This is a genomic window from Aeromonas sp. 25-AL00135 (genome assembly GCF_054052385.1).
Genome location: NZ_JBSTYQ010000037.1, coordinates 1 through 7,638, shown reverse-complemented (window position 1 = coordinate 7,638; position 7,638 = coordinate 1). Strand labels below are relative to the sequence as shown.

Genomic DNA, 7,638 nt, shown 5'->3' with positions numbered 1-7,638 from the left:
AATACCGGCCTGTCACGCCGGGGGTCGCGGGTTCGAGTCCCGTCCGCTCCGCCACTAATTTGAAGGCCTTCCCGATTGGGAAGGCCTTTTTTATATGGGTGATTTTTGCCCATAAGACCCACAGGTTTGCACGCCGGAACCAACACAAAGCCCAGTCTCACGACCGGGTTTTGATGTTTTAGCCTGCTGGTGAGCTGCCGACATCCACCACGATGCCAATGCCTTCCCCTATTGGCGTTCTTGCTACTGTCTCCACCTCTGTATCGCAGCACATCCCATCTTGGCCATATTGTTCCGCTGCGAGCTGATAGAGCTTGAGGATTAAATCAGGCCATCTTGCAACGGTACGTCATCGCTTCCGCTTGTTTGTTTAATTCCCTTGTTTGTTTATGGATTTTTTCTATTAAAACGGTCACTTATCAATAGCGATCTGTTTTACAGCAGGAATGCCACGCGAAATAAATGATAATGATTATTATTTGAATGATCGGGTCGGGGTCGTTACAATGCGGGCTGATTAATAAAGTGCTTTTCAAATGAGCCTTTTCTAATGCTGCGCCTGGCCGGATGCCAGGGCGTTGTAATGAGTGAAGTAAGGGAATACGTCACCTTCCTACTAAAAATGTTCAGGCTAAAACATGACAACAGTGAAACCGAACAAGCTTGCCTTGCTGATCTGCTCCCTTCTTGCGACCCAGGCCTATGCTGCCAAACAAGAGGTGATGGTCGTCACCGCTTCCGGCTTCCAGCAGAAGATTGAAGATTCTGCCGCCTCCATCTCCGTGATTACCCGTGAGCAGCTGGAGAAACGGGCATATCGCGATGTAACTGATGCCCTGAAGGATGTGCCCGGTGTTGTGGTGACCGGCGGTGGCAGCAGCAGTGATATCAGCATTCGCGGTATGGGGTCGAAATACACCCTGATGCTGGTTGATGGCAAGAAGGTGGATAGCCGTGGCACTCGCCCGAACAGCGATGGTCCGGGTATCGAGCAGGGATGGCTGCCGCCACTGCAGGCGATCGAGCGCATTGAGGTCGTCCGTGGTCCCATGTCATCCCGTTATGGTTCTGATGCCATGGGGGGCGTGATTAACGTGATTACCCGCAAGACCACCGGTCTGGCCTGGCAGGGCTCGGTTCACGCTGATTCCACCTTCCAGGAGAACAAGCATGCTGGCAACAGCTTCCAGACCGATGCCTACACCGCAGGTTCACTGATCGATGGCGTTTTGGGGCTGCGTTTCAACGGTCAGCTTGCCCATCGTGGTGAAGACAAATTTACCCAGGGTTTTGCCGAGCAAGAGACTCGCAGTGGCACGGCGGTGCTCAGCTTCAAGCCTGATGACCATAACCGCTTCGATCTGGAAGCCAGTCGTAGTCTGCAGGATCGGGATCGCACGGCCGGCAATTCACTGGCTGCGAAGGCGAAAGATAGCCTTAACCGATACGAGCGCACCAACTATGCGCTGACCCATGATGGCCAGTATGATTTCGGCTCTTCCAGCAGCTATCTGCAGCAGGAGACCAACACCAACCCCGGCCGCAAGATGGAACTTACCAACACCATCGCCGATACCCATACCCAGTTTATTCTGGGTGATCACTACCTGAGTGTCGGTGGTCAGTATCACTATGAGGATCTGCACGATCAGGGCAATACCCTGAAAGTGGCCAACCCTGCCGAGCAGCTGACCCGCTGGAGCTGGGCGATGTTTGTCGAGGATGAGTGGTCACTCACTGACAGCTTTGCCCTGACCGGTGGCGCCCGCATGGATCGGGACCAGAACTACGGCTCTCACTGGAGCCCGCGCCTCTACGGCGTCTGGCATCTGGATGATAGCTGGACCCTGAAAGGGGGCGTATCCACCGGTTACCGCTCCCCTGACTTGCGGATGTCGGCGGCCAACTGGGGCCAGGCCACCGGCGGTAGCAGCCAGGATGGCATGCTGGTCGGCAACCCGGCTCTCAAACCCGAGACCAGCGTGAGTGAAGAGATTGGCCTGCTATGGAACGGTCATCAGGGTTTCAACGCCGGGGTGACCCTGTTCAACACCGACTTCAAGAACAAGATCTCCGAAGTGCGTCGTTGCTCCAGCAAGAGCGATCCCGCCTGTACCCTCAATGGTCACAGTTATGACTTCATCAGTGATCGGGTCAACGTCGACAAGGCGAACATGCGCGGTGTCGAAGGGATGATGGATTGGGCCATCAATGAGGATTGGTCGGTCAGCTCCAGCTACACCTTCACCCAGTCCGAGCAGAAGAGTGGTCCACTGGCGGGTCATGCCCTCAACCAGATGCCCCGTCACATGTTCAACGGCAGTGTTGACTGGCAAACCACCGAGGATCTCAGCCTCTGGTCACGGGTAAACTTCCGTGGCGAGACCTCCGAATACCTGAGCCGGGTCAAGATGGCGGAAGGGACCCCTTCCTATACCTTCTTTGACATGGGCCTGGTCTACAAGGCCAACAAGCATCTGGATCTGACCGCCGGGGTCTACAACCTGTTCGACAAGACGGTGGATTACAGCAGCTATGGCACTGTGCTGGATGGTCGCCGCTACAACCTGGGCGTGACTTACAACTTCTGATAGGGAACCTGTCATGCGGCCGCCATCTTCCGATGGCGGCCGTTTTTATTGCGTGTCCGTCAGGGGACTATGCCTGATAGGCGGCGGCTTGCCAGGTATTGCGCCCCAGTCCCTTGGCCTGATACATGAGGGCGTCAGCCTGCCGTAGTAGTTGGTCGGCATCAGCCTCTCTCTCTGCGGCTACCCAGACTGCCCCGGTGCTGATGGAGAGGGTCACCTCGCCGCTGCTGGTGTGCAGGGTTTGCCGGTTGCTCTCCAGGCAGATACGCTCGGCCCATTGTTCTGTTTCTGCCAGTGTGGCCAGCGGCAGCAGCAGGCAAAACTCCTCGCCGCCGATGCGGGCCAGCAGAGCCTCTTCGGGCAACAGGTTGGTCACAGTCGTGGCCAGCTTTTCCAGCAACAGATCCCCGATGCCATGACCAAAGCGGTCATTGGTCTCCTTGAAGTGATCCACATCGAACAGCAGCAGAGCACAGGGAGCCCCGCTTGCCAGTCGTTGCTCCATGGCGGGCATAAATGCCCGTCGGTTGAGCAGGCCGGTCAGGGGGTCGGTACTGGCTTGCTTCTCCAGTTTGGCGTTGGCGCGGCTCAGCTCGGCGGTGCGGCTGGCGACGGCCCGGCGCAGTTGCACTATGTAGGCCACCATGATCAACACCCCGGCAAGCAGTAGCCAGGGACCGAGATGGATGGGGTAGACGGTTTCGACATGCATCCACTTTCGGATGATCCGCTCTCGATCGCTCTCTTTGAGCTTGGCGAAGCCCTCTTCCAGCCGGTGTAACAGGGCAAGGTCGCCCTTTTTCACTGCAAAGCGGATCTGGTCGGTATAGAGGTGGCGAACCGGAATAAAGCGGGTGGGATCGTCCGAGGTATAGATGTAGAAGTTGGCGACCTGCAGATCGGCGATAAAGGCCTTCACTTCACCCTTGAAGGCCGCAGCCAGCAGGGTGTCATTGTCATTGAAGGTCTGCAGTCTGGTGCCGGGAAAGTAGCGTCTGGCGTAATACTCCTCGTAGCCACCGGCTACCACACCGACGGTTTCATGGAGCAGGTAGTAATGTACATCGGTGCCGCGCAGTTCGCTCGAGAAGAAGAGTTGGGAGTCGAGCTGGGCGAGAGGCCGGCCATAGTCGAACAGTTTGTCCCGCTCCGGTGACCAGAGCAGTCCGGCGTGAACGTCGGCTTTCCCCTCATGGAGCAGGTCGAGGGAGCCCTGCCAGTCGACCAGCCTGAACTCGATTTTCTGGCCGGTCACCCGGGCATATTCACGCCACAAATCGATCAGCAGGCCATCCGGCTGGCCCGACTCATTGATATAGGAGAAGGGCTGCCAGGCTTTGGAGTTGGTAATAATGATCGGCTCTTCCGGGGCTTTGGCCCAGACCGGCAGGGCAAGGGCGAGCAGCAGGAGCCCCCATCCGATACTGACTATGACTCCTGTCCTGGAAGAGGCCATCCTTGCTCCAATCCGTTGCCGTATGCCGTCCCGTGGTCACCGATTATCACCGTCTTTCGGATCGAAGAACAAGCGCTCAAATGATGAAGTTTGCATGATGCAAACGGCGCCATGACAATGCTGGCGGATAGAGTAACTACTTACAGCGGCAGGCTGATCCGCGCCTCCAGCCCCCCTTGTGGCCGATTGAGCAGGGTCAGCTCGCCGCCGTGCTGATGGACCAGGGTGCGTGCGATGGAGAGGCCCAACCCGACACTGCCGGACTCGGTGTTGCGCGCTTCATCGAGCCGCACGAACGGCTTGAACACATCCTCCAGCCGCGCCGGATCGATCCCCGGCCCGTTATCGCAGACCCGGATCAACAGCTCCTCCTTGCGCCGCTCCAGCGACACTTCGGCGCTGCCGGCATACTTGATGGCGTTGCCGATCAGGTTCTGCAGTACCCGGCGCAGGGTGTTGGCCCGGCAGGTGTAGACCTCTTTGCCTTCCGCCAGACAGGTGACCGGCTGGCCGGTATCGGCATAGTCATCGCACAGGCTGACCAGCAGGCTGACCAGATCCAGCTCGCGGGTCGCTTCCTGCTGCCCCTCCTCGCGGGCAAAGCTGAGGGTGGCCGCCAGCATCTGCTCCATCTGTTGTAGGGTCTGCTGGATGCGCTCCTTGTCCTCGCCATCGGCCAGAAACTCGGTGCGCAGCCGCAGGCTGGTGATGGGGGTGCGCAGATCGTGGGAGATGGCCGCCAGCATCCGGGTTCTGTCCTGCACGAAGCGGTCGAGCCGGGTGTGCATCCGGTTGAATGCCTGAATCGATTCGCGGATCTCGGTCGGCCCCTCCTCTTTCAAGGGCTCGATATCCTCGCCCCGTCCGAGCCGCTCCGCATTGCCTGCCAGCTGCTTGAGCGGGCGGGTGGCACGACGAAACAGCAGCACCATCAGTCCGATCACCAGACTGGCGACCAGCATCAGGTTGAGGGTGGTCTGCCACGACCAGCTACCCGTCTCCTTGTCGACCAGCGAGCTGAACTGCAGCCAGCCCCCCTGCGGCAGTTCGATGGAGCCGTAGAGCCGCATATCCCGCGGCGGGGGCGGCCCCTTGCGATCCCGCATCATGCGGGCATGATGTTCCCACGCCTTGCTGCGCTGGGTATCCTCTTTCAGCTCGGCGCTGATCTCGACGGTGAGGCCGGGGGGGTAGTTGAGGCGCGAGCGCACCAGCTGCTCGAAGCGGGGGCTGCGGTTATCCGGTTGCAGCGGTTCGTCGGAGAGGCGCAGCAGCAGGGTCTCGCTGCGGCTCGCCTTGAGGATCTCGTCATAGAGGGACGGGGGGGAGAGGGAGAGCAGCCTGACCACAGAGATGATCCGCTGCATGGCGTTGCGGCTGTTGACGAAGCCGAGCGCCTCCTCCCGATCCGTGCGGTAGATCTGGATGCTGAGCAGCTGGATCAGGATCAACCCCGCCAGCGCCACCAGAATGATCTGGCCGGTCAGCCCCTTGGGCCACATCCGTGCCCACAGTCGTCGCAAGGTGCCCACTGCTTAAACCTGCGTAACGTCGGCGGAGAACATATAGCCGCCACCCCAGATGGTCTTGATCAGCTCCGGATTCTTGGGATCCCGCTCCAGCTTGCGGCGCAGGCGGCTCACCAGGGTATCGATGGCGCGATCGAAGGCTACCGCCTCGCGGCCACGGGCCAGATCCAGCAGTTGATCCCGGCTCAGTACTCGCTGCGGGCGTTCGAGAAACACCTTGAGCAGATCGAATTCGGCGGTGGAGAGGCTGAGACCCACCCCATCCTCATCGACCAGCTCCCGGCGATTGACGTCGAGCAGCCAGCGATCGAAGCGCAGATCCCGGGTCAGGGTCTCGGCGGCGGGTTGGTTATCCGCCTGGGTGCGGCGCATCACCGCCTTGATGCGCGCCAGCAGCTCGCGCGGATTGAAAGGCTTTGCCAGATAGTCGTCGGCCCCCATCTCCAATCCGATGATGCGGTCGGTCTCTTCCCCCATGGCAGTGAGCATGATGATGGGCAGGTTCGATTTGACCCGCAGCTCGCGGCAGAGGGTCAGACCATCTTCACCCGGCATCATCAGATCCAGCACCAGCAGATCGAACTCCCGCTCCTCCAGCAGTCGCTTCATCTCCTTGCCATCCCGGGCGCAGCTGACCCGCAGGCCGTGCTGTTCCAGAAAGCGTTTCAAGAGATCGCGGATCTCGCTGTGATCGTCGACCACCAGAATGTGGGTGTTGCCCTGGTTCATGAATACCTCCCCTGCTTGGCGTTGGCACGAGTATACGAAAATACGCTGCACGGTTTGTGTCAAAGTGTGCCAGATCCGCACGATGCCACACTCTGCTACAAAAAAGGGCGATGCTGGCAAAGTTCAGACACCGACAGGGTGTTTACTTGGGGGCAAGGCAAGAGCGCCGAACCAGAATCATCCCTACAGGAGATAGACCATGAAAAAGCTGACCAAAACCCTGCTGACCGCCACCCTGATCCTTGGCCTGCCGCTGGGTGCCTATGCTGCCAGTGAAGCGGCCCCCACTGGCCAGCCCGGTGCCATGGTGGATTGCCCGATGGACGGTGGTGGCATGATGGGTGGCAAACACCACGGTGGTCGCCACGACAAGATGGCCCGCATGCAGAACATGACCCCGGAGCAGATCCAGGCCAACCTGCAGCAACGTTATGACCGCATTGAAGATCCGGCCAAGAAGGCGGAGTTCATCAAGAAGCTCAACGAGCGTGCCGCCGGCATGACCAAGCACGCCGAAGCGATGAAGCAGTTCGCCGAAGCGAACCAGTAACAGCGCCAGCTGTTATCAACCCAAGGGTGGCCGATGCCACCCTTTTTGTGCTTACTGTGCCGTCCTGAATATGGTTTACACCTTTCCCCCCCAATAAATGGAGAACCCGATGGGACAAGGTGTGAAACGGACACAGCGCGATTACTCACTGACTTTTAAACTGGCACTGGTCGAGCAGATTGAAAAAGGCGAGCTCAGTTGCCAGCAAGCACAAGCCCGATATGGCATTCAGGGCCGCTCCACCGTTCTGGTATGGTTGCGTAAACATGGTCGGCAAGATTGGAGCCAGGGGGCTTCTGTACGCGCCGGCAGGAGTATCACCATGCCTGACCCCGACAACCAGACGCCCGAACAGCGCATCAAGGAACTCGAGCAACAGCTGGCACTGATGAGCCAGAAGGCCCAGTTTTTTGAGGCCGTCGTCGATGTACTGAAGAATGACTACGGCGTCTCCATCGTAAAAAAGCGACCCGGCAAGTCATCTCGCAGCGGCACGTCGAAAGGCTGACCATTGTCAGGGCTTGCCTGTTTCTGGGGATAAGCCGGCAGGCTTACTACAAGCGCAATCGGGTCGCCGACGAGCGCCATGCACAGGGCTTGCAGGTGGTGCGCTTCGTGCGTCAGGTTCGACTGCGACAACCGCGGGTCGGTACTCGCAAGCTGCATTATCTGCTCCAGGGTCAGGATGATGACGGGCTCAAGGTAGGGCGGGACAGGCTGTTTCAGATATTGGCCGAGCACCGTCTGCTGGTGCTGCCCAGGCGGGCGTATCACAAGACCACC

General features: G+C 59.1%; 5 protein-coding genes and 1 pseudogene. 3 read left to right on the top strand and 3 right to left on the bottom strand.

From position 1 onward, the window contains the following. Positions 1-638 precede the first annotated feature (638 nt). Positions 639-2,591 carry a ligand-gated channel protein gene (locus ACW5XC_RS20310; protein WP_042052910.1) on the top strand — a complete coding sequence of 651 codons (1,953 nt, stop codon included), beginning with the start codon at positions 639-641 and terminating at the stop codon, positions 2,589-2,591. A gap of 67 nt (positions 2,592-2,658) precedes the next feature. On the opposite strand, the gene ACW5XC_RS20305 is transcribed toward ACW5XC_RS20310, so the two are convergent. The 3 genes from ACW5XC_RS20305 to ACW5XC_RS20295 form a co-directional block, all read right to left on the bottom strand. Then, on the bottom strand, positions 2,659-4,047 hold the full coding sequence (locus tag ACW5XC_RS20305; RefSeq protein WP_042052909.1) for a transporter substrate-binding domain-containing diguanylate cyclase: 1,389 nt from the start codon (positions 4,045-4,047) through the stop codon (positions 2,659-2,661). A 140-nt stretch (positions 4,048-4,187) separates the two neighbouring features. Further along, on the bottom strand, positions 4,188-5,549 hold the full coding sequence (locus ACW5XC_RS20300) for an ATP-binding protein (protein WP_042052908.1): 1,362 nt from the start codon (positions 5,547-5,549) through the stop codon (positions 4,188-4,190). Positions 5,550-5,582: 33 nt separating this feature from the next. Continuing rightward, positions 5,583-6,305 carry a response regulator gene (locus ACW5XC_RS20295; RefSeq protein ID WP_042052907.1) on the bottom strand — a complete coding sequence of 241 codons (723 nt, stop codon included), beginning with the start codon at positions 6,303-6,305 and terminating at the stop codon, positions 5,583-5,585. Positions 6,306-6,504: 199 nt separating this feature from the next. Here ACW5XC_RS20295 and ACW5XC_RS20290 point away from each other — a divergent pair, with 199 nt between their 5' ends. Together ACW5XC_RS20290 and ACW5XC_RS20285 are read left to right on the top strand one after the other, a co-directional pair. Next, positions 6,505-6,855, top strand: coding sequence for a hypothetical protein (locus ACW5XC_RS20290; protein WP_005355311.1), 351 nt, complete (start codon positions 6,505-6,507; stop codon positions 6,853-6,855). A gap of 109 nt (positions 6,856-6,964) precedes the next feature. Further along, a pseudogene (locus ACW5XC_RS20285) lies at positions 6,965-7,638 on the top strand (IS3 family transposase); the annotation flags it as partial.

Bases quoted from the DNA above. Each gene is read 5' to 3' on its own strand.
- ACW5XC_RS20310 (WP_042052910.1), top strand. From the start codon at position 639: ATGACAACAGTGAAACCGAACAAGCTTGCCTTGCTGATCTGCTCCCTT.
- ACW5XC_RS20305 (WP_042052909.1), bottom strand. From the start codon at position 4,047: ATGGCCTCTTCCAGGACAGGAGTCATAGTCAGTATCGGATGGGGGCTC.
- ACW5XC_RS20300 (WP_042052908.1), bottom strand. From the start codon at position 5,549: ATGTGGCCCAAGGGGCTGACCGGCCAGATCATTCTGGTGGCGCTGGCG.
- ACW5XC_RS20295 (WP_042052907.1), bottom strand. From the start codon at position 6,305: ATGAACCAGGGCAACACCCACATTCTGGTGGTCGACGATCACAGCGAG.
- ACW5XC_RS20290 (WP_005355311.1), top strand. From the start codon at position 6,505: ATGAAAAAGCTGACCAAAACCCTGCTGACCGCCACCCTGATCCTTGGC.